This window comes from Arthrobacter sp. Ha26 (genome assembly GCF_059091705.1).
The window spans coordinates 176,534-195,014 of sequence record NZ_JBNHGX010000004.1 but is presented as its reverse complement, the minus strand read 5'-3'; the positions used below and the strand labels follow the sequence as shown (position 1 = coordinate 195,014).

Here is an 18,481-nt window from a genome sequence, read left to right as displayed (position 1 = left end):
CCCTCGCCGGCGTGGGCCCTGATCCGGTGGTTGATGCTGCCGGGGCACCCGCCGCACCGCTGCTGTCTGTCGCCAAGGGCCATCCGACGGCCGAGGAACTGGCGGCACTGACCGCCGTCGTCCTTTCCCTCGGCGGCGGCGAGCCGGCCCCCGAAAACAAGCCGTCCGTCCGGCACTGGGTGCGCCGGCAGCAGCTGCGGCTCGCCCCCACGCCCGGCCCCGGGGCATGGAAGCGGAGCCGCGGCTGATCTCCAGCCTCCTTCCGGAAGCTGCGGGGCGCCGTTAGTCTCGTGGGGTGACTACAGACACCGCACCTGCCACCCGCCCAACAACCCGCATCGATGCCGTCGCGGACAAGTACACGGACACGCTGATCAGGCTTAATCCGTCATTCGCCACCACCCTTGGCCTGCCCGGGCATGAAACCGAATACCAGGACTTCTCCCCCGCCGGCATCGCCGAATTCGCCGAGGCCGCGCGGCACACGCTGGAAGAACTTGAGGGCCTCGAGCCCGAGGACGACGTGGACGCCGTCACCCTTGACGCCATGCGGGAGCGGCTGGGCCTGCAACTGCTGATCCATGCCTCCGGGTGGGAGTACGCGGACCTGAACAACATCGCCTCCCCAGCCCAGGACATCCGCGCCATTTTCGACCTGATGCCCACGGAGACGGAGCAGCACTGGCAGCACATCGCCGGCCGGGCAAGCAACGTCCCGGGCGCAATCGCCGGCTACATGGAGTCGCTCCGGCAGGCCCGGGACGCCGACCGGGTGGCCGCCGCGCGGCAGGTCAGGATTGTTATTGAGCAGGTCACCAAATATGCGGCGGATGACGGATTCTTCGCGAAGCTCGCCGCTGACGCCTCAACTGCCGCCGGCCGCCCGCCTGCCTCCCTCCAGGAAGAGCTCGACGCCGGTGCTGCCGCCGCCCGCAGCGCCTACGCCGGGTTGGCGGACTTCCTCCGGCTTGAACTGCTGCCCGCCGCACCTGAAAAGGATGCGGTTGGACGCGCCCGCTATGCCCTGGCCTCCCGATCCTTCCTCGGTGCCGCCGTGGACCTCGAGGAAACCTACGCCTGGGGTATGGAAGAGCTGGACCGCCTGATCGCCGAGCAGGAACAGGTGGCCAACACCATCAAAGCCGGGGCCAGCATCGGCGAAGCCAAGGAAATCCTCAACAACGATCCCGCCCGCCAGTTGAAGGGCAAGGAGGCGCTGCGGGAGTGGATGCAGGAGCTTTCGGACAAGGCCGTGGCAGAGCTCGCCGGCGTGCACTTTGAGATCCCGGACGTCATGAAGAAACTCGAGTGCCTCATCGCGCCCACTGATGAAGGGGGCATCTACTACACCGGCCCCTCCGACGACTTCAGCCGGCCAGGCCGCATGTGGTGGTCCGTGCCAGCAGGCGAGGACACTTTCACCACCTGGGCGGAAACCACCACGGTCTTCCACGAAGGTGTCCCCGGCCACCACCTCCAGGTCGCAACCGCAACGTACCGCCGCGAACTGTTGAACAAATGGCGCCGGAACGTCTGCTGGACCTCCGGCCACGGCGAAGGCTGGGCCCTTTACGCCGAGAAACTCATGCAGGAACTCGGCTACCTCAACGATCCCGGGGACCACATGGGCATGCTCGACATGCAGCGCATGCGGGCCGCCCGTGTGGTGTTCGACATCGGTGTCCACCTCGAACTAACGGTTCCCGAACGCTGGGGCTCGGGAACCTGGACCGCGGACAAGGGCTACGACTTCCTGAAGCAGAACCTGCCCATCAGCGAAGGCCAGCTCAACTTCGAATTCACCCGCTACCTCGGCTGGCCGGGGCAGGCACCCTCCTACAAAGTGGGGCAGCGCCTGTGGGAACAGATCCGCGCCGAGCTCGAATCACGGCCCGGATTCGACCTCAAAGAGTTCCACACCCGTGCCCTCAACATCGGCTCCGTTGGACTGGACACGCTAAGGCGCGCGCTGCTCTCCTGACTGCACCCGGTAGTCACCCGGCCCGGCGAGGCTGCCTTCCTTGGGCCGGCGTCGACGCCGGCAAAGCCCATCACCACTACTTTGTGATCGACGCCGACGGAAATCGGCTGCTCTCCCAACGAGTCCTTAACGGGGGGTGCGGCGATGGTCAACCGCTCGAATGACCCTGGCTGCAGGTCGTTTCTCCTGGCAGGAGGTCGTGGCCCTGGAGGCAGGTAGCAGATGGAGGGGGCGGAGTGTCATGCGCCAGAAAGAAGAGGCTGCTGTGGCCGTGGGCGATAGCAGCGTCTTGGCGCTTAAGCCACGACGAGCGGTGAACATCCGGTTTCGCCCCGTCACCATGCGCACGGTGGGGATTCTTGAATGGATTACTGACCACGGCTGACCGCGACCTTCCCACATACCGTCCCTGCACTGCAGTGATTGTCGGTACAACGAGTATAGGCGTGTACCCCATTCAGCCACAGGACCGGACGGCTCCAACCAGCGGGTCTCCTCCTAAAGCTATCGCGTCTTCCTCGGGCCACGTTGCTTGTCAGCGCCACGACGGCCGCCCTGTTTTTACCATTTCAAGGGCAGAGCCTGTCCAGGGTCTCTTGCAGGGCTGAAGCCATCTGGTCATCCCATAGGCTGATTTTGTCGTCAGTTTCGGGATCTTCGAGGGGTGTGGGCATTGGTGGCGGGATCAGTGTGATGGTTGCTTGGTATCGGCCATCGGTGCTGGCGACCGAGGCTGTCCGATAGGTCCAGAATCCGCCCGTATGGCCGAATCGGTGGTTATCGTCGCAGCCTTGGTTCCACTTTCGGAGCCCCAGACCGTAGAGGGGGATGGCCTCGGTCTTGGTCATTTCCTGGAGTGAGTTTTTGGACACCAAGTCTCCGCGGAACAGGGCGGCGAAGAAGTCGTTGATGTCCGACATGGTGGATAGGACTCCGAAGGCAGGCGATCCGAGTCCTCCTGGCGCTTCGGTGATGTCGAGGCGTTCACCGGCGTAGGTGATGTAGCCGTGAATTACTCTTGAGCCAGCAGTTGCCGCCTGATCAAGGGACGTGTCCTCCAGTTTCAGCGGAGTAATGACGTCCTCGCCCAGCACCTGGGTGTACGGCCGTCCGCGTAGCTTCTCAATCAGTTGGCCGAGCGCCATGTAGTTGGAATCGGAATAGCGGAAGAACCCCACGTCCCTTGCATCCCAAGGCAGTTGCGCCGTCAGTTCCAGGGCTCGTTCTGTGGTGAGGTCTTCGGTGACAACGCGTGGAACGTCGTCAGCGGTGTTCTCGTTGATCTCTTGGAAGGAGTGCATGCCCGAGGTGTGCCCCAGCAGTTGACGGACTGTGATCGGGCCAGGCGGCTTGAGGACAGTAGTGAAACTGTCCAGGATGCCGTTTACCGGATCGTCCAGACCGATCAGGCCGTCTTCCACCATCTTCATGACCGACACGGCAGTCATGGACTTGGTGACGCTGGCGACAAACACTTGATCGACCGGAGTCGCTGCTTCCTCTGACTCCAGGTTCCGGACGCCATAGGCTTGAGACCACGTTCCTCCCGGCCATCTGACTTCCGCCACCACGGCCACAGAACCCTGATCGATAAAAGTGCGCATGGTGTTGTCGATTGACTTGGTAGGCGGCGGCGCGGTGCCATAAGTTGGCGGCGGGGGCGCGGGCTCTGAGTAGGTGCACCCGGTCAGGGCCAGTGCAGCGGTGGCTAGTGCACTAAGTAAGGCTATTAAGGACGTATTCATGACGCCACCAGATGACGATGAATAGGATGCAGGGGACCGCAAACTACGCCGCCCCCGGTCAAGGATTTGCCGGCGCATAAGTCCCAGCGCTTCAAGTCTAGGTACCGGACTGGGCCGGGTCGAGAGGACACAATGCTTGTTCACCGTCGCGCTGACTTGACCTGCCGTGATCTCCGGACTCCCGGCTCAGTCACAAGAAACCGGTAAACACCTCCCGGATCGGATTAGCGGCTTGCGAATGAGGCGGGGCCAGGCGGTCTAGTAGACGAGCGTCCACGGATGATTTTGACGATCGTGAGCGCAGTCGCGATGGCAATACAGTCGAACCCCACAATCACACGCTTCGTCAGCAGCACGGGCAGAAAGATTGTTGTGCAGATAAGGAAAAGCAGCCCTATTTGCCACCACGACGGATCTTTATACCGCATCGCAACTCCTGAGGTGAAGAAGGTTTTCCGAGTGTAAGCGGCTAACACTGCCGGAGCACCGGTTTGTGAGCCAGCCAGCCGAACGCGGGCCATCGGCGCCGGTGCGGTGTTGTTAGTGCGGCGGGGCTCTCGATGTCGCGGCTCGGAAAGTCCACCCCGGATGCAATGGCAGTCCGCCAACCACGCCAGCTACCCGTCTCGAAACGCTAGTGTTTCGACACGGATAGGTTTCGAGACACCGACCTTAATGGGAACCGTCTACGGGACGGTTGGTCTTGTTGGCATTCAGATCGTGCTGGCGATAAGAACTTGTGCGTTGTGGAGGCCTTAGTGGTCGTGCGCGTGCTGCCCTTTATGATGCTGCAGTGGGGGGAAAAATGCGCCGGACAGTTTCTGTGTCACGTAGGCCGATTTACGTTGAGGTTGCCATTCGGGCCGCAATGGATCGGGTGTGGAAGCTTAGCCAGGACCCGGAATTGCACCCTCGATGGGATTTGCGGTTCTCCCGAATCACCCGGTTGAGCAAGACGACCAGGGACTTCTTCATTTCCGTTATGCGTTCCGCCTTCCCCTATATGTCATCCAAGGAACGGGTACATCCCTAGGGCACCGGTTCCGGCCCGATGGGCAGGCCACCTCGGTTTTGAAATTCGACACTGCTGACCCTGTGTCACCCCATCGGGCATGGCTCCGGTTATTGGCGCTATATCCCAACAGAGGACGGTCTGCGGTTCATCACGGGGTACAACTATCAGCCGGGAATGGGTGCTCTCGGAAGGGCCCTGGACTCCTGGGTCTTCCGCCCCGCCTTGGGGTGGGCGACGGCAATAAGCTTTGACCGCCTGAGAATGTGGGCGGAGTCTGAAGTTGAGCCCAGGGACTCCCGCAACCACTGGTTGATCGATGCCGCAGCCAGGTCATGCGGCGTTCTAACCGCCTGCGTCCTGTTCCGCCGCGCCCTGGCGGGACGAACAGCCGGCCCCGCGGCGCTGGGCCTGACAGTAGGGGTGGCCTCGTTGATGCTGCCGCCCCACTGGACCGTTCCCCGGGCAAGACGGTGCCGGCGGCAGGCGCCCGACTCACGGTCCGGGCGTGCCCCGTCAGCACTTGCTGATCTGCCTGAACCAGCCACACGTGGTCTGAGCGCCAACCCGGGAGGGCAGGAATAACCGTGGCGTCAATTTTTGAGTTAGCACCCGGCGATGACTTCCACCATCTGCACCCAATGCTGCAGAAGCGCTTCGGTGTTGATACGGAAGCAGGCTACGCGTGCGTGGGACGCGGGACCTTCTCCGAAGTCCGCCGCGGGGCGTGGTGGACAGTCCCGTTTCTGCAGCTCGGGGCCTACCGCAACATCCTCTTTCCCGACCAGGGAAAGAACATCCCTTTCACGATCGAGAACTACCCATACATCGATGGATTTGCCGGCCTTCCGTCACCTTCGTCAGGACTCTGGAACTAACCAACTCCAAACGTCGCCGCTTCGACGCCACCATGGTGCACAGCAACGATACTGGCGGCATTGTCGACTACCTCGGCACCCACCAGCACGTTGCTACTGACCTGGCTTTGGAGGTCATGGCCGACGGATCACTACATCTGCAATCAGCGGCACAGCGGTTCTACGAAGGCTTCGCGGCATTCGAGTTTCCCGGCGTCTGCACAGGCACGGCAGACCTCTACGAGAGCTTTGATGATGACCGAGGCGTGTTCACGAGCCAGATGCAGGTCCGGAACCCTATCCTCGGGTTTCTCTTCGGCTACCGCGGCGAGTTCACATGCACCTATCCAGGCCTCCAAGACGATGAAATCCCCGAACACCTCAAACCCGTGAGAGAAGAACGCCGCGAATAAGAGACCGCCACCGAACCCTTCACGGCACAGATACCGCAAAGTTCCGACGAAAGGCCGGAAGCCTCCGCCGCATAACCCTAGTGTTTCGAGACGCTGAGGTTATGAGACACAGGAATTTAGCTTTCCCGTAAGCCGATCGGCTAACGCGACAGCCTGCTGCCTAGGAGAAACGCGCGCCGCATGCATTCTTGCCATTCCCACAACCGATAATTGAGTCATGCAGCGTGCGAGGGTCCATGTGGTGGGGGCGAGCGGTAGCGGTACGACGACGCTCGGCCGGGCGTTGGCTGACTATTGGTCGGTTCCTCACGCGGACGCCGACGACTATTTCTGGATGCCGACCGTCCCGCCTTACGTCAAGAAGCGTCCGGAGATCGCTAGGCGGGCTCTGATGCGCGACGTTTTCGTCCCGCGGGAGGCATGGGTCTTGTCCGGGTCGATGATCGGCTGGGGGGAGAGCATCGTTGCAGAGTGCGACGCCGTGGTCTTTTTGACTCTCGACCCTCGTGAGCGATTGCGGCGCCTCGAGGCCCGCGAGATCCATCGCCGGGCCCGCCAGGACTTCGATGAGGAGGCGTTGTCCGACTTCCTGGACTGGGCAAAAGGTTACGACAATCCGGCGTTCGACGGCAGAAGCCGTGCCGGTCATGAGGCATGGCTTGACCAACTTGATCGTCCGGTTCTGCGTCTGGGCAGCGAGGTGCCGGTAGCGGAACTCCGCGATGCCGTGTTGAGTTGGAAGCCCTCGTAAGTCGCCGAGAAGCTCAAGGGTCCATTGAAGGATCGTCTTACGGGCAGTTGCTGCCCTCACCAGGGGAGCGTCCGGGAAGACCGTGAATTCCGATATGGGTTGGCTGTCATTGCCTCTTCCGGGGCTTTTGAGTCAGTACCGCGACGATCGCCACAATTATCATTGTGGCAACCAGGGCCGGCCAGAACATGCTGTTTGCCGTTCCTAGGGTCATCGCAAGAATGCTCGCGCAAACAATTGCCCCCATAATGAGGCTGACGGCCGTGGCCAGAACTTGTGTCATGGTCACTCCCGTGGCACAAGCACGACCGTAAACGCCCTTCAATGGGGCCATGCCTAAGTTCCGGAGCGCCCTCTAAAGGATCCTCAACCGGGCGCCACACCGATGCAGTCCGAATCGTCTATGGCTCCCGATCCGGGACGAGATGTTCGAAACTCTGAATTGGTAAGAAAACAATTCAAAGGGCTGTCCAGCCTGGTCCGGGCAGGTTTACAGTCATACCAACTGAACCGGAGGATGCGATGAGCAAAGCGCACTATGACGTACTCACGGCAGAGCTGGATGACGAAGAGAATGGTCCACGATGCGTCCGACGGGAGGACAAAAGACAGCGCCCGTTGGCGGACTCGCCCGTCGTGGTTCCGTGACATCCAACAGGCAAGAATAGGTTGCTGCATGGCAGTCAGGTCCTTCGTGCGATCTTTACCCGGCCACTCGTAGTAATGCCGATACGGGACCTGTAGGAGCTCCCCGTGGACATAGATTGCTGGGTAGAATCCCGAGGCTGTTGATTAGTGTCTTGGATTAGCGTGCTTGGAGTCGGCTGCAGGGGTCGGCTGAGCGACCTCATCGTCACTTCGGCGTCGGCCCGCACTGATTCTGGAAATGCACGTAGAAACATGGGGTCCTCAAACAGCGGTGCGGCCATCAAACGATTCAATCACCCCGTGATCATCGGCGGGAACCAGGAACCGGCTTGTCTGTCCGGGAGCCGGGTCTGAAGAGGTGCTCTACTGTCCGCAGGGCATCCCCACCGGGCACCAGCGCCTCCGCTGAGCCACCGGCTAACGGGTGGCGCCTAGAGCGCTTTCCGGGCGAGGTCCATGACGCACACCGCGGCGAACGTCCCCATGGCGGTAGGCGGTTCGGATGTCAGGAGGGCAGAGAAGCCAAGATGTCGTGCGGCCACTCCCTGGTCAGCACGTCGTTCAGTTCCTCATTCGAGCTGGACACGCAGTAAGGTGTTTGCTCCGTGTTCAGCACGGCCAGGTTTACTGGCACGGCGAACAGACCCCAGGGCTGGATCTTGTTAGCCAAGTAGCCGGTGAGTTTCAGGTCGCCATATTCAGGAGCGTTCCAAACCCTGCAGGCATGCTGCAGGTCATCCGGATGGATGGCGATCCAAACCCCGAACCGGAACTCGTGCCCGCCCTGCAGTTTGACGGGCAGCAGGGCGCGGACGAACGGGCTGATTTTTGGGATCTGCATGAGTGTGGCCTTGGTCGGATCCGGTTCGCTCAACCAGCTGCCTTCGGCATGATGCTGCTCAGGGCTGTTCAGCACAGGGTCCGGGAGACGGAATCGGACATCCCTGTCATGCGCCGCCAGAGCTTCCCCACACATCCCGCAATTCCGCTTCTTGCCAAAAACCATTTGTCCCCCAAGCTGATGTCATTCAAGCTGAGTCTACCTAGGGCTCGGCGGCCTCAGTCCTGAGCATCCCAGGAGAACACCGTGGCGGGCTGTGACCCGCAAGCGGATCGGCTTACGTACATCTAGGTACATCTTTGTTCGGCTCACGGGGTTGGGACCCTCTGTTTGAAGCCAAAAAAACAGAAGGAAAGGGCCAAGGAAAGTTGCCGGGCGTCGCTCAATCTGAGCGACTCTGCTGCGCCTGGGGAGGATTATCGTCCAATAGGGCGAGTCCGGCCCGGAATGGTGCGGCGTCAAATGCGATACGCCGACGCACGGACCAGGCTTCGGCTGCGTCCAGGGCATCCCCGATAGCGCGGACGCAGTATGCATACGGATCAGCCGGGGGGTCATTCGGTACCGCTATCTGAATCTTTAGGTGGCGATCGGCCTTGCGGAACGTGCCGGTGCGAACTCCTTGGAAGTCAGGACCGGCAATGTGCCCTGGAATTTGGAACTCGACGTTGATTCTGAAATCTGACTGAAGCTGGCCCGCTATGCCTGACAGGTTCTTGGACAATCGCGTGAGTGCCTCTCGCCAGACCTTACTCTGGGCAGTTACGCCGCCGACGATGACTCCGACGGAGAGTGCTTTGGGCCGGTCGGGGGTTGTTTGAGCCACTCTGTCCATACTTTGATTATGGAACCAGTGAAAGACGTACTGCGCCGTCGGGATAGCTAGATTGACCTCGCGGCGCCCAGTAGGGATCCTTTACCGGACGCCTCATGGGCTCCCAGCGGCCGTATTGTTGTTGAAACCTAGCCCATTAACGCTTGATTTATTTGGGCCAGCCGATGCAGCGAGATTCCCGTCTGTTGTTCTCTAACCAAAGGGTGGTCGATGGACGGGTCGAGTTCAATGTAGGGAACCACTCCTGGTTCCCTGTTGTGTAGGTGCGTTGCTAGGGACGTTGTGGGCTGGTCGTAGGGCAGCTCGTTGCATAGCCAGCCGAACACAGGGGGCATCGAGGCTCGCGCGGGATCATCCCAGTGGGCTGCGAATTTCTGGACGCTTTCTTGGCTGAGTGAGACCCAGGCAGACCAACTAAAGACTTCACCGGGTACATCAACAAGAGGCATTTCAATGTGTCCTCTAAGGAAGTAATGCCGTTCCCCTCCGACTTCAAGCACGCACATGTCGTCCGTTAGTTCGCCGGCCTCCCGTTCGGTTTCGTTCGCATGAACCCATACATCCGGAGCCTGGGGTCCGAAAACCCTAGCGAGCCCTCGATGCCGCTGTCCGCACGTTCCGCATTTCCATCCGAATCGGCTCCGGCCAAGCATTGGTTCCCCCATTATCGTGATTACCCAGGCTCCCCGAAGCCTACCTGCGAAGGATACACTCCTCACGTTCACTGGAGGATCCCCTACCGGACAGTCGATCCCCTGTCCCATCGCATGTATTGCCGAACCAAAAGTGAGTACAGACGTAGGGTCTTCGAGCCGCCAGCGCGCACGGGCTCATGCGACAGTGCCGCGACGATTGCAGAGCGGGAGTCCTACCGCTGCCTGTATGCTCGCTGGACACAAAGCCTGAGGGGGCAGCGCTATGAAACACCTGTTCTTTGCCGTGACACTCGCCGCGGCACTCCTGCTGAGCGGATGCACCTCAGCACCGAAGATCAACGCGCTGGACAACGCAGCCAAGGAACAGGACCAGCTTCCTGCTGGAGTCACCATTTGGCCGGAGGATGACATCCCCGCCAGCAGCGTGAGGTTCTTGGTCGAGCACAACGAAATCAGGTACTTCGGGGCCAGGAGCGCTGACGGCAGACGGGCTTGCGTCGCTGCATTACCAGAGGACAGGAACGCCGCCTGGATTGCCGGTTGTTCAGACCTGAGGGATGACCGGGAGATCGTTCATATAAGCGGCACAGGAGTCGCCGAGACTGTCCTCGTGTCCGACGCTTTCGACGTCAACAGGCTCATCGGAGACGGATGGAATCCCATCCACAAGAACATTGTGATTGCCACACGCTGACCGCACCGATAATGACCTCCATGCCGCGAAGGCTTAGACATACAAGAGAGCTGGACTGCAGTGAAGCGGCGCCCGGTTGAGGATCCCCAATCGGACGTAGCGACGTCCGTTGAGCCACCGGCTTACGGGCGCCATCGCATCCCTGAAACTGAGGTTGGGGCACCCTTCCGTGAGGCGCCAAGAAGAGGCCTCTCGGCGCGGCGCGTGTGCGATAAACACCAGCAGAGCCTCCAGCGATGAACCCGTTTAGGCTCCTGTAACTAGCGCAAACACGATGGTCGCCAACCCGGCAAGTACCATGAAGATGCCTCCCAGGGCGTAGACGCGTTCTATTGCTGGCCTACGGAACTCCTCTACTCCGATGCCGCTTGCAGAGAACATCCGTGCCGCCAAGCCCCCAAGTGGGCGCCGGAAGATCATGCCGAGTATGCCGACAAGGGTCACTACACAGCCGAGTACGAAGTACATGACACCCCCAAAGTCGCTACGGGCTACTTCCTCTTTCTGAAGAAGTCCCGAAGGATGAAATACCCAATAACTGGGATTGCGATAACAGGTATGAGGAAAAGTAGCACGATGGTTTCCGGGTTCATTTGACACCTTTCGCTACTTCGGCGGCTGGGAACGCTGCATACTGCCGACAGGCCGGCAGTATAGATAGCGACAGCCTAGGCGTTGAAGTAGTAGCAAGTTAGACCGTCATGGCCAGGAATCATGATTCCCATCGCACGCGGAGTGTGGAAGTGCCTGCGCCCACGATTGCCCGTAAGGGATCCTTCACCGGACGTCCAAAAATCCTGTTAACGCCTCTATCCACTGTTCGAACGCGTCCAGATGGGCGTCGTGTGATCCTCGGGCAAGGTCGATGCGTGTGACGTCGTTACCCCGTTCCGTAAATTGTGCCTTTTGCTCCTCTGTAAACATCCCGTCGGGGGCGTAGATGGCAAGCGTGGGCGCCCGCACGCTGGACCATTCCGCCCAGCGAGGTTCCGCGAGAGGGGCAAGCGTCGCGACCATCACCTCCGGGTCAAAGCGGGGATGTAGTCCGTCCTTTCGGCGGTCCATGTCCTGCACTCAGGCGCGCTGCAGCGGGCCGTCCCCCAGGGGTCTGGCCGCTGCGGAACGGTCAGGAAATGGAGTGCGCCAGGACCGGAAGTATTCACCGAGGGCCGCATGTTCTTGATCGCTGCCGCTGCCGGCGCCGCATTCCAGGAGCACAAGGGTCCGGACGAGGTCTGGGCGGGCAGCAGCGGTGAGCATCGCGGTGTGGGCCCCCCATGGAGTGCCCGACCAGATGAACCGGGTTGGAGGCCTCACCACGAATGACCGCGACAACGTCCCTAACGAATGCCTCACGCGAGGTGTCCGAAGGCAATCGCGTGCTCAGACCGTGACCCCGCTGGTCGACCAGGATGACCTTCCGACCAGGCAGCGCACGGGCAGTGGAGACAAACTCCTGTCCGCTCCCGGCCAGGCCGTGGAGGATCACAACGGCCGGCTCACTCCCGTCAATGACGGCATAGCTGATGTTAACCTCATCAGCTGTGCGGACGACGCGACGTGTTTGATCCATCAAGTGATCCTACGCAACTACGCTGCTGTCACGCGGCCCGCGTGGAGGCCATGAGATTGCATGTCTGACTGCTCTAATGATTTGATGACGTCACAGAAACTGAACCCGCCTGCGAAGGCCCGTGCTGGCGATCGGGTTGCGATCCTCTCTCCAGCATTTGCGGCACCAGCCGTCTCGGAAGCTGTTCACGAGCAGGCTATGAAGCGATTGACTGAAACCACCGGATTGATTCCGGTCGAGTACCCAACTACACGGCAGCTCGGCGCAAGCGCGAAAGCTCGGGCTGCTGACGTCACCGCCGCTTTCGCTGACCGCACGGTCCGAGCCGTACTTGCGACGATCGGTGGTGACGACCAGATCACCGTCATCAAGCACCTCGACGCCGATGTCATCGCCGACAACCGGAAGCCGTTCCTGGGCTACAGCGACAACACAAACCTGCACAACTTCTTGTGGGGCCTCCGGATCCCCAGTTACTACGGCGGTTCCACTCAGGTGCACCTGGGAGCAGGTCCTCGTATTGATGACGTGCACCTGGTCTCGCTTCGCGCCGCACTAATCGAAGGCGGAACCATTGAGCTTACCGATCCGGGAGAGTCAGAAGACTACGGCATCCCTTGGACAGACCCCCGCGCTCTTACGCAGCTTGGTGCCCGCGAGGCGACAGAGCCATGGGTCTGGTCCGGTCCGAGCACGGTCGTGGAAGGACGGTCGTGGGGCGGCTGCCTGGAGGTAATTGACCAGATCGCGATGGCTGACCGGATGCCAGGTGTCGGCGACATCGACGGGGCGATCCTGCTCTTCGAAACTAGCGAGGTGCTGCCTGCCGCAGACGAAGTGAAGAGATGGGTTCGAGCCCTGGGCGAGAGGGGAATCCTTGGAGCCGCCGCCGGCGTGCTGGTTGCCCGCCCACCAGTCAGCCGACTCGGGGAACCTGTTCCGGCAGTTGAGGAACGAGCCCGGCTAAGGGCAGAACAGCGCGAAGTGATCATCGAACAGGTCAGCGCGTACAACCCGGACGCGGTCATCTGCGTCGGAGTTCCCTTTGGCCACACCCGCCCCCAATGGATCCTTCCCCACGGTGGACTGATCCGTCTCGACGGAATCAACAAAACAGTTACCGCCAACTACAGCTGAGGCGTCCGGTGAAGGATCCTTTACCGGACGCTACACCCCGGCAACAATCTAGATCAGGGCCCGTTCCCAGGCGTCTTGATTGCGTAGGACATATTCGGCTGCAGCTTGCCAGTGCGCGCCGTGTCCGTTGATATACATATCGGCCCAAGGCTGGAATCCGGTCTCATGTGAGGATTTCAACAGCTCGTGCATGGCCGCCGTCCTCTTTCCTAGGGCCTCGGGTAAAGCTTTTCGTAGCAGCTCGTCCGCCCCATAACCGTCGATAACAGCGCGCAGTCTCGCAGCTGCCTCTGGAACCGGTTGGCCGTCAAAGAGACATCCAAAGGACTGAGCCGCATATGAAAGGTCCCAAAGGCGCGTACTCGGGCCCGCCGCGTCCCAATCGATGAACACCCACCGTTCTCCCATAATGAGGTTCCACGGAGCGAGGTCGTTGTGGCACATCAGGTTCGGATTCTCGGCAGACAGCAAAACGTTCCATCCGGTCGTATCCGGGAGTTCAAATCCTTCGCTGGCATCGTGAATCTGACGAATCAAACGGCCGACCCGCAGGAGGTCATGCTTTGCTAGCGGCAACTGGTCAAGCGCAGAAACACCCTCGACGTACTCGGTGACATGCCGCCCAGCGTGATCTTTACCCAGGGGGTTGGGAACGTCGAGGCCAGCTACTCCGAGGGCTTTCAGATACTTCTGGACAGTGGCAGAGTTTTCCAGCCAAGGTTTGCGGACCGTGTCGCCGACACGAAGGACACTCTCTGAGGCGTTTCCGCCTGTAAGCTCTTCAGCTTCCTCATTCACCTGAAGAACGCTACTGCGTGCCAACAAGCTGACCAAGCCATCTCCCGGGCGGAGTCAACACGCTTCCCACTGAGGGATCCCTTACCGGACGCTCCCGGAAGAGGTAATTCGGTGACTATTCAGGGCACTTCGTGACAGTCGCCCGTCACGGTGGCTTGCTGCCTAAGCCGCTCCTCTGCAGCCTGACGCTGTTTCTCGAGCAACTCCTGTTTCCGGATCTCAAAGCGGCCGGGAGGGCCGGGTGGTGCCGGCGGGTGCACTCGGACCGGGAACCAGTCAAGAGTTTCCAGATCCGGGTGGAGACGTAGCTCCTCAATGAGTTCTTTGCTGCCAAAAACCTTCGATCCAACCAGGTCCCAATCAGTCCACACCACCCACGCCCGGTCCTCCGGCCACCAAAACTCCGGTGTCACATCAGGCAGGCCGGGTCGCAGCATTGAGGGCAGGAGGTTTCCGAGCTTGAAGGAAAAAACCCGGCGATGCACGACACTGGACACGTCCATAACGTGCCCAAGGGTGAAGTCTTCGAATGGGTCGCCGAAAGCAAACATTGCTTCAATCCGGTCCGTTGTGGTGGCAGCCCTGAGAAGCGGCAGGAGTGCTTCCAGCTCCACCTGCCCGATGGTCGCATCCCTGGGCTGATATACGTACTCCGCACCCGGCAATACAAGAGACGCCTCACTCCAACCCAGGAACGCATCCCACCGGAAGCAAGGGGGCACTTCTAGTCCATCCCAGAACGCACCCCGCAGGGGAACCCCTTTGATTTCGGCTACCTCGCTCCACCTGACCCGCACAAACTCGGGAGGCGGGGCGACAGGATAGGGGTTTGGGTCGGGGTTTTCTTCGTCAGCTAATGGGCCCGGGTTAACGTCTGGAGGGCAAACGTACTGGTTATGGAGAATCCAGACACTGTCCTCACAACCAGGAGGGAGGACCGCGGTCTCCGGATTTAGTACGACGTCATCGCCAAGCCAGCAAAGATCATCCTCGAAGCCCTTGACCGACCAACCGGAAGGTAACGACTTTCTCGGCATGTCAGGAAGGGGCCAGTCCGTAACGTAACACCCAGGCGGAAGCGCAGCGTCCTCGTCAGTCATGAACCCGAACCTACCACCGACACCCGAGCCGGATCGGGGCGAACGCGAGGTGCCTGAATAAGCCCCTGAACCAGCCGGCGCTCACGCGCCCGTTTTGAGGATCCCTTACCGCGCACCTTGAGCTCGGTTGGTCTTGATCGGATCAATCAGCCCATATGGTGGTGCCATGACCGAGATGATCGCTTGGAACCTGGCCTTTCGTTGTGGCAACGGCCTGGGCAAAGCTCCAGGACGAATTGCCGACGCTGCCCTGCCAAGCCATCCGCGCTCAGGGTGGACTGGAAGTCATGGGCCCGGCGTTCGTTGGGAACACTGGCCACGAAGCCTCAACACTGGTTTGCCTATGATGCATGTGCTTACTCTCTGGCTACCCGCAGATTTCCAAAGGCGCGGTCCCCAGTTTCCGGGGATTGCCATTTTTGCTGGTGAGGGCCAATTCGCAGTGGAAGATGATCCTTCCACCCCGAGCGCTGAATCAACCGATCCGTTCCTCCGCGACCTCGCAGCGGCTGAGAACCACCCCGGTCTGCTTAGGCGCAGGGACCTGATCGACGGAGAGTTCGCGATCCTCTGGCTAACGCATGATGAGCTTGCTGCTGGCCCGACCGCACCACGCCCGGATCTTCGTGTCGAGGGTCAGTATGTCGACGAGTCACAGGGTACGAATGCCTGGGACAACGTCGAACCGACCACCGACGTTTGGTTGATTCCGCGAGTCGATCCGAATGCCGGCAAGACACCCGTCGAACTCTGGGGGGACGAGGTCAACGCCGATGGGTATGTCCGTCCCTTAGTAGCCGGGGGCAGACTTGCGGACTGGGCAGAACCTCTATTCGCCACGAGCCACTTGGGCGGAACGGCCTTCCCCATCCAGGCGATGCCCGAAGGTCTTACTCCTTGGTACCTCGAACTGGAAGAGATTTCAGGACTGAACTTCGGCGGTGGCGGTAACGCGCAATTCGATCTGGAATCCGATACTTTCGACTGGGCATGTGGATAGCGAGATTCAGGTACTTGGCCGTAGGTATGTAGGCGGCTGCACAGGGCCTAGACGGGCAACAACGGGAAGCGCAACCGATGCCACACGAACATCCGTCTGGCCGATTGGGGATCCGCTTGTGGGCGCTGGTGAACGAAGGACCCCAGCAGCCCGGCGTCGCGGAGCGATCAATTCCACCAGAAGGGTTGCCGCCTTGGAAGGCTGGCCCTTCAAGTAGTGTCGTTGCCAAGGAGCCCGTACACAGGATCAATGTGGGTGAAAGTGAAAGGCACCGTTCTGATTCCAATACGAAAGGATCGGTTTGTTGGAAGTTGTTCATGGTTCACCTGCATGGCGGCAACGGGCCGACTTTATAATCGGTACATCGATAGAAGCCTCGGGGCAGGACGTTGACTCAGAGCAACTTGGCCCGCAAATTGGACCAGCAATTGTTCGAAATTTGCTGCATACCCTTTTTCGCTTACGACCTGGCCTTGGGAGATGTAGTCGAAACTCGTGTTGACTACTCCATCCGCAGGGTAGTGAAGCAATCTGGCCGGTACGTCTTTCGAGTCCACTTCCCACACGAAGGACTCCGGGCCAGTGCTACTGCCCAGGAACTCACCGGCCTCGGGGCACTGACTGAATGGTATTCATCGCAGCTGCTGGCAGTGGACTGCGCAGACGAATCTATGGCAGCGGCGGCTGCTGCCTTCCTCCAACAGCAAGAGGACCAAGAATCGCTGATCTATGAGACGGGACGGTCCCGGTAGAGGATCCCTTAGCGGACGCTCTCACCATGAGGGTTGCGGTCCATGGATTACTCGATGGTGAGCTTTGCAGGGATGACTGTCCGAAGGTTCAATGCGGCCAGAAAAGCCACCAGCTGGTAATCCCCGGCAGGCAGGTTCTTGAGCTCCGGATTATTGCGAAACACTGGAAGCATTGTTCGGTGCCCTGGTTGGAGACTTGGTAACCATGGGGTGCTTCCCGTGACGTACCAGCCGTTTCCGATTTGCTCGCCGTGTTGAGTCAGCACAAGCCCTTGGACATGGGAAGTGTCTTCCTCAGTGGGCGTCCACTCCTGCGATGATTCGTTGACGAGAACGACGTTGATCTCAGGCATAGATCCCGTCGGCATTGAATAGGCTGTTTTTGCCCAGTCCAAACGCAGGCCAGCCCGGCGTTCCTCTCGGGTGGGAATCGGCCCACAGCTGGAGAGCGGCATGGCGAACTGCCAACCGTTGTCGTCTTGGGACAGCTGAACGAGCACCCATCTATCTGGTTCCACCTGTGATGGGGCAGCTAAGATCATGGCCTCGTGGGCCCACTCCGGATGGAAGGTGTGAACGATTCTCCAGCCATTCGACGGAAAGTCATCCGGAGCTCTCGGTGGAAGCCTTTTCTCCGCAGGCAACCAAGCGGAGACGATTTCGTCCCAAGCAGCACCCGCCCCTTCCAGCAGCGAAAGCTCAACGTCCCAATTCCCCAGCTGAACCAGTCCTGGCACCCCGCCGTCATTCCCCATGACCTACATTCTGCCCCGTTACTACGAGGTGCACCGACCATAAGCCGATCCTTTACCGGACGCCGCTAATTGCACCTCAGCTGTCATATGGGCCGGCTTCGAGAACGTCGAAGCCCGGTAGAGTGCGATTTATGACATTGGGGGATGCCACACTGAGCGTAGGCCGCCGACCGTGGACGTTCGCTGCGGTGTGCGTGATGGTCGCCTCGCTGGCGCTGCTGGTGGTTGGACTGTCCCAGGTGCCGGCGGACCAGCTGCTGCCTTGGTATGTGGCCGCTTATCTGCTGGTAGGGGCGTGTATCTTCGTCCCGACAGGGAAGCTCCCTTCGCTGCGACAGGTCGGAGGGTTCCTGCTGCCCGGAGCCCTGCTCGTCGTCCTGGCGCTGCTGAACCTAGGCTTCTGGGCCGGCGGCTGGCTGCTCGGTCTTCCGGCCTGGGGCCTCCTGCTGAGTCGATGGACGCCGGAGAGCCGGGTTCCCGTTCTGAAGGTCCTGAAGTTCTTCGGCCTGCTGGTGTTGGGCCTGGTTATCTTCATGTTTAACGGCATCTTCCCGTTCTTCAGCCTGGGTCTGTTCCTGCTGCCGAGCATCCCCTTGGTTCGGCTGGCCTACCCCGACTACCGCGCCCGTCCGTTGCAAGCCGGCGTGGAGGTTCTGCTGGGGCTCGCGGTAGTCGTGGTCGCCTTCACGATCCCCACTCCGGAAGGTGCCTGGTCGTCACCTTGGGTTCACGCTGGAGGGGCCGCGACAGCCGGGCTCATGATCGCATTCTGGGCCCGCGGGCTCCCGCCGCTCCAAGCGCCCACAGCTCAACAACGGAGCCATCGTCTAGCCACTGCCCCCTGGAGATCTCACCCGACGTCCGGTAAAGGATCCCTGAACGGACACCGGAGTGTTCGATGATCCACGGTTTGCGGGTAGCTCGTGCCGTCGC

Annotated in this window: 16 protein-coding genes and 1 pseudogene; 9 read left to right on the top strand and 8 right to left on the bottom strand. The window is 60.5% G+C overall.

Annotation, left to right across the window (positions count from 1 at the left end; genetic code table 11):
* Nucleotides 1-11 precede the first annotated feature (11 nt).
* Both AC5RVY_RS11655 and AC5RVY_RS11650 read left to right on the top strand, forming a co-directional pair.
* Nucleotides 12-248 (top strand): acyl-CoA carboxylase subunit epsilon, encoded by a 237-nt coding sequence (locus AC5RVY_RS11655; protein WP_493955054.1) that lies wholly within the window; start codon nucleotides 12-14, stop codon nucleotides 246-248.
* 47 nt (nucleotides 249-295) lie between these two features.
* Nucleotides 296-1,981, top strand: a complete 1,686-nt coding sequence (locus AC5RVY_RS11650) for a DUF885 domain-containing protein (protein WP_493954867.1) — start codon at nucleotides 296-298, stop codon at nucleotides 1,979-1,981.
* A 569-nt stretch (nucleotides 1,982-2,550) separates the two neighbouring features.
* Here AC5RVY_RS11650 and AC5RVY_RS11645 read toward each other — a convergent pair.
* Nucleotides 2,551-3,726, bottom strand: a complete 1,176-nt coding sequence (locus tag AC5RVY_RS11645) for a serine hydrolase domain-containing protein (RefSeq protein ID WP_493954866.1) — start codon at nucleotides 3,724-3,726, stop codon at nucleotides 2,551-2,553.
* Between the two features lie 1,653 nt (nucleotides 3,727-5,379).
* Here AC5RVY_RS11645 and AC5RVY_RS11640 point away from each other — a divergent pair.
* Nucleotides 5,380-6,008, top strand: a pseudogene (locus AC5RVY_RS11640) (DUF4166 domain-containing protein).
* Nucleotides 6,009-6,225: 217 nt separating this feature from the next.
* Complete coding sequence (locus AC5RVY_RS11635) at nucleotides 6,226-6,759, top strand: P-loop NTPase family protein (RefSeq protein WP_493954865.1); 534 nt, start codon at nucleotides 6,226-6,228, stop codon at nucleotides 6,757-6,759.
* Between the two features lie 1,153 nt (nucleotides 6,760-7,912).
* On the opposite strand, the gene AC5RVY_RS11630 is transcribed toward AC5RVY_RS11635, so the two are convergent.
* On the bottom strand, nucleotides 7,913-8,413 hold the full coding sequence (locus AC5RVY_RS11630) for a DUF2199 domain-containing protein (RefSeq protein ID WP_493954864.1): 501 nt from the start codon (nucleotides 8,411-8,413) through the stop codon (nucleotides 7,913-7,915).
* Nucleotides 8,414-9,211: 798 nt separating this feature from the next.
* The gene (locus tag AC5RVY_RS11625) at nucleotides 9,212-9,736 is read right to left on the bottom strand and encodes a DUF2199 domain-containing protein (protein WP_493954863.1); all 525 of its coding nucleotides are present in this window, start codon (nucleotides 9,734-9,736) and stop codon (nucleotides 9,212-9,214) included.
* A 265-nt stretch (nucleotides 9,737-10,001) separates the two neighbouring features.
* Here AC5RVY_RS11625 and AC5RVY_RS11620 point away from each other — a divergent pair, with 265 nt between their 5' ends.
* Nucleotides 10,002-10,433: a hypothetical protein gene (locus AC5RVY_RS11620; protein ID WP_493954862.1), complete on the top strand. Its 432-nt coding sequence runs from the start codon at nucleotides 10,002-10,004 to the stop codon at nucleotides 10,431-10,433.
* Nucleotides 10,434-11,210: 777 nt separating this feature from the next.
* Here the strand turns inward: AC5RVY_RS11620 and AC5RVY_RS11615 are convergent.
* Both AC5RVY_RS11615 and AC5RVY_RS11610 read right to left on the bottom strand, forming a co-directional pair.
* Nucleotides 11,211-11,498, bottom strand: coding sequence for an alpha/beta fold hydrolase (locus AC5RVY_RS11615; protein ID WP_493954861.1), 288 nt, complete (start codon nucleotides 11,496-11,498; stop codon nucleotides 11,211-11,213).
* 94 nt (nucleotides 11,499-11,592) lie between these two features.
* Nucleotides 11,593-12,006 (bottom strand): alpha/beta fold hydrolase, encoded by a 414-nt coding sequence (locus AC5RVY_RS11610; RefSeq protein WP_493954860.1) that lies wholly within the window; start codon nucleotides 12,004-12,006, stop codon nucleotides 11,593-11,595.
* 84 nt (nucleotides 12,007-12,090) lie between these two features.
* Here AC5RVY_RS11610 and AC5RVY_RS11605 point away from each other — a divergent pair, with 84 nt between their 5' ends.
* Nucleotides 12,091-13,143 carry a S66 family peptidase gene (locus AC5RVY_RS11605; RefSeq protein WP_493954859.1) on the top strand — a complete coding sequence of 351 codons (1,053 nt, stop codon included), beginning with the start codon at nucleotides 12,091-12,093 and terminating at the stop codon, nucleotides 13,141-13,143.
* 48 nt (nucleotides 13,144-13,191) lie between these two features.
* On the opposite strand, the gene AC5RVY_RS11600 is transcribed toward AC5RVY_RS11605, so the two are convergent.
* Both AC5RVY_RS11600 and AC5RVY_RS11595 read right to left on the bottom strand, forming a co-directional pair.
* Entirely contained in the window at nucleotides 13,192-13,941 is a 750-nt protein-coding gene (locus tag AC5RVY_RS11600) for a phosphotransferase (protein WP_493954858.1), read from the bottom strand.
* A gap of 119 nt (nucleotides 13,942-14,060) precedes the next feature.
* Nucleotides 14,061-15,041 (bottom strand): hypothetical protein, encoded by a 981-nt coding sequence (locus AC5RVY_RS11595; protein ID WP_493954857.1) that lies wholly within the window; start codon nucleotides 15,039-15,041, stop codon nucleotides 14,061-14,063.
* 166 nt (nucleotides 15,042-15,207) lie between these two features.
* Between AC5RVY_RS11595 and AC5RVY_RS11590 the strand changes: the two genes are divergently transcribed.
* On the top strand, nucleotides 15,208-16,041 hold the full coding sequence (locus tag AC5RVY_RS11590; protein ID WP_493954856.1) for a hypothetical protein: 834 nt from the start codon (nucleotides 15,208-15,210) through the stop codon (nucleotides 16,039-16,041).
* Nucleotides 16,042-16,430: 389 nt separating this feature from the next.
* Nucleotides 16,431-16,793: a DUF4265 domain-containing protein gene (locus tag AC5RVY_RS11585; protein WP_493954855.1), complete on the top strand. Its 363-nt coding sequence runs from the start codon at nucleotides 16,431-16,433 to the stop codon at nucleotides 16,791-16,793.
* Nucleotides 16,794-16,840: 47 nt separating this feature from the next.
* Here AC5RVY_RS11585 and AC5RVY_RS11580 read toward each other — a convergent pair whose 3' ends face one another.
* Nucleotides 16,841-17,548 carry a hypothetical protein gene (locus tag AC5RVY_RS11580; RefSeq protein ID WP_493954854.1) on the bottom strand — a complete coding sequence of 236 codons (708 nt, stop codon included), beginning with the start codon at nucleotides 17,546-17,548 and terminating at the stop codon, nucleotides 16,841-16,843.
* A 131-nt stretch (nucleotides 17,549-17,679) separates the two neighbouring features.
* On the opposite strand from AC5RVY_RS11580, the gene AC5RVY_RS11575 reads away from it, so the two are divergent.
* A complete protein-coding gene (locus AC5RVY_RS11575; RefSeq protein WP_493954853.1) occupies nucleotides 17,680-18,450 on the top strand; it encodes a hypothetical protein in 771 nt (256 codons plus the stop codon).
* Nucleotides 18,451-18,481 lie beyond the last annotated feature (31 nt).

What these genes read in the sequence shown, in the direction of transcription:
- AC5RVY_RS11645 (WP_493954866.1), bottom strand. Translation starts at nt 3,726, where the DNA reads ATGAATACGTCCTTAATAGCCTTACTTAGTGCACTAGCCACCGCTGCA.
- AC5RVY_RS11635 (WP_493954865.1), top strand. Translation starts at nt 6,226, where the DNA reads ATGCAGCGTGCGAGGGTCCATGTGGTGGGGGCGAGCGGTAGCGGTACG.
- AC5RVY_RS11630 (WP_493954864.1), bottom strand. Translation starts at nt 8,413, where the DNA reads ATGGTTTTTGGCAAGAAGCGGAATTGCGGGATGTGTGGGGAAGCTCTG.
- AC5RVY_RS11625 (WP_493954863.1), bottom strand. Translation starts at nt 9,736, where the DNA reads ATGCTTGGCCGGAGCCGATTCGGATGGAAATGCGGAACGTGCGGACAG.
- AC5RVY_RS11620 (WP_493954862.1), top strand. Translation starts at nt 10,002, where the DNA reads ATGAAACACCTGTTCTTTGCCGTGACACTCGCCGCGGCACTCCTGCTG.
- AC5RVY_RS11615 (WP_493954861.1), bottom strand. Translation starts at nt 11,498, where the DNA reads ATGGACCGCCGAAAGGACGGACTACATCCCCGCTTTGACCCGGAGGTG.
- AC5RVY_RS11610 (WP_493954860.1), bottom strand. Translation starts at nt 12,006, where the DNA reads ATGGATCAAACACGTCGCGTCGTCCGCACAGCTGATGAGGTTAACATC.
- AC5RVY_RS11605 (WP_493954859.1), top strand. Translation starts at nt 12,091, where the DNA reads ATGACGTCACAGAAACTGAACCCGCCTGCGAAGGCCCGTGCTGGCGAT.
- AC5RVY_RS11595 (WP_493954857.1), bottom strand. Translation starts at nt 15,041, where the DNA reads ATGACTGACGAGGACGCTGCGCTTCCGCCTGGGTGTTACGTTACGGAC.
- AC5RVY_RS11590 (WP_493954856.1), top strand. Translation starts at nt 15,208, where the DNA reads ATGACCGAGATGATCGCTTGGAACCTGGCCTTTCGTTGTGGCAACGGC.
- AC5RVY_RS11580 (WP_493954854.1), bottom strand. Translation starts at nt 17,548, where the DNA reads ATGGGGAATGACGGCGGGGTGCCAGGACTGGTTCAGCTGGGGAATTGG.
- AC5RVY_RS11575 (WP_493954853.1), top strand. Translation starts at nt 17,680, where the DNA reads ATGACATTGGGGGATGCCACACTGAGCGTAGGCCGCCGACCGTGGACG.